This window comes from Sneathiella sp. (assembly GCF_036960985.1).
Taxonomy (GTDB): Bacteria; Pseudomonadota; Alphaproteobacteria; order Sneathiellales; family Sneathiellaceae; genus Sneathiella.
In genome coordinates, this window is record NZ_JBALWD010000065.1 from 1 (window position 1) to 2,159 (window position 2,159).

At 49.6% G+C, this 2,159-nt stretch carries 2 protein-coding genes and 1 tRNA gene; 2 read left to right on the forward strand and 1 reads right to left on the reverse strand.

Translation table 11 applies throughout. The features are described from left to right. Positions 1-19: 19 nt before the first annotated feature. Together V7723_RS19680 and V7723_RS19685 are read left to right on the forward strand one after the other, a co-directional pair. Positions 20-95: transfer RNA gene (locus V7723_RS19680), tRNA-Ala, on the forward strand. Between the two features lie 229 nt (positions 96-324). Further along, positions 325-1,140 (forward strand): MipA/OmpV family protein, encoded by an 816-nt coding sequence (locus V7723_RS19685; protein ID WP_335686208.1) that lies wholly within the window; start codon positions 325-327, stop codon positions 1,138-1,140. 44 nt (positions 1,141-1,184) lie between these two features. On the opposite strand, the gene V7723_RS19690 is transcribed toward V7723_RS19685, so the two are convergent. Further along, a partial coding sequence (locus V7723_RS19690) for a mechanosensitive ion channel family protein (RefSeq protein WP_335686209.1) occupies positions 1,185-2,159 on the reverse strand: 975 nt, incomplete at its 5' end.

Sequence of the window (2,159 nt, forward strand, 5' to 3'; positions counted from 1 at the left end):
GAGGTAACTCTACAATTGTGGGGCCATAGCTCAGTTGGGAGAGCGCTTGGATGGCATTCAAGAGGTCGTCGGTTCGATCCCGTCTGGCTCCACCATTACCTCCCGAAAGGGGGATTCCCTTCCCAATTCGCGCACGCACATGTTTCACGTGAAACAATGTCTTTTCTATGCCCTCATTACTAGAAATTCACGGTAGTTTTACCACTAAATTATTGGTCCCTGGCCATGTGCAAATGGATCGCGGGGCTTCATAGTTCTTGCAAAATGCTGCGGCTGTTATAGTTAAGGACGAATAAAGGTGATTTATATTGAACTGGAATGAGAATGCGTTTTTTGATCGGCTCTTTAGTTTTCAGTTTGGGCGTATCACTGGCGGGTCCGACATTTGCAGAAACGTCTGAGCCGGAGGTAACGGGCGGCACCGATCTAAGTGGAAATTATCTGATCCTTGGGCTGGGCGTTGGATATGCCCCGGAGTATTTGGGTGCGGACGACTATGAGTTTATCCTACAGCCTTCCGTTAACGCCCAATATGAAAATTTCTTCCTCAATACTCGCGGTTTCGGGATGGCGTATAGTGGCTTTGGCTACAATGTTATTAACGAAAACGGTCTAAAAGCGGGACCTTTGATTAATCTGGATCTGGGCCGTGACGAAGATCAGAGCAGCGATTTGCGAGGCCTCGGTGATATTGGAACCACATTGCTGGGTGGCGGCTTTGTGGAATATCAGCCGGGAAATTGGTGGATCAACAGCGCTGCGTTGTTTGCTCTTGCCGGGGATGCCGAAGGGTTTGGAGTCAATGTCAGCACCGGGTATGATTTCAGGCTATCAAAGAGGTTGTCCGTTACGCCGTTTATCGGAACGACCTGGGTCTCCAAGAAATACTCGGAAACCTATTTTGGAATTAATGATGTACAATCCGCCAGATCTGGCCTGGCGCAGTATAATGCCGACAGTGGCTTTAATAATTATTCCGTGGGCTTTAACGCCCGTTATGCTCTCACCAAAAACTGGGTAGTACTGGGCATCACGTCCTTCAACAAACTTGGCGGGAGTGCCAAGGACAGTCCGCTCACAAAGCAACGCGGTAGCGATATTTATGGCTATGGGTCAGTCAGTATACTGTATAAGTTCTGACATAACCCCTCATAACAGAATTCAAGCGCCCGGCGTCTTTAAGCCTAGGAGGGTTTCGGCTCCGGATCTTCCAGCGCCGCGCCCAGAACCTGTGCTTTCTGTGTTTCCGTCAAGTTTTCATAGTCACTGTCCGCTAACCTGACAGTTACCTGACGGTGGGCAAACTTGATGTCGTTCTCCGCAAATAGCTCGCGGATCCGCGCATAAACATGTTTGCGTATGACAAATTGATCGCCGGGACGGGTCATATATTTTACCCGAATGATCATTGCGGAATCTTCCATGGCGTAGACGCCCTGGGATTTGAGCGGTTGCAAGAAATCTTCCCCAAATTCCGGGTGTTGTTGTAATTCTATACCAAGGTTTTTGATCAGTTTGCGAACCTTTTCGACATCTGTATCGTAGGTCAGGCGAAGTTTGAGCTTCATCATGACCCAGTCTCTGGAATAGTTTTTGAGCATTGTAATTTCACCATAGGGGATGGTGTTCAGCGGGCCCATATGATGCCGAAGCTGCAAGGACCGGATCGTAATGCGTTCCACGGTGCCTTTGACAGCCCCCACATCAACATACTCTCCCTTACGAAAAGCATCGTCGAAAAGGAAAAAGGCACCGGAGAAGATATCCCGGATCAAAGTCTGAGCACCGAAACCGACGGCCATTCCAATTATTCCGGCGCCGGCGAAAAGCGGTCCGACATCCAGGCCGAGACCAGACAAGGCGATCATCGCCGTCATAACGACGATTGTTGTCAGAATAGTATAACGGATAAGGGGCAGGAGGGTCGCGATACGTGTCGCGCCGGCACCGCCGCCTTCTGCACCAGGCTCTGCTTCCGCACCGGTTCCCTCGTCTTCGATTTTTCGCTCGATAGCGATTTTTGCGATTTGGAAAGCAATATATCCGGCAATAAGGACGATCACTACATCCCAGACCCGAACCAGTGAGCTTTCTTTATCAAAAAGATCAATACCCCATTGGGCGAGAAGAAACACACCGGCAAAACCGAAAATTACCAG

Bases quoted from the DNA above. Each gene is read 5' to 3' on its own strand.
- V7723_RS19685 (WP_335686208.1), top strand. From the start codon at position 325: ATGCGTTTTTTGATCGGCTCTTTAGTTTTCAGTTTGGGCGTATCACTG.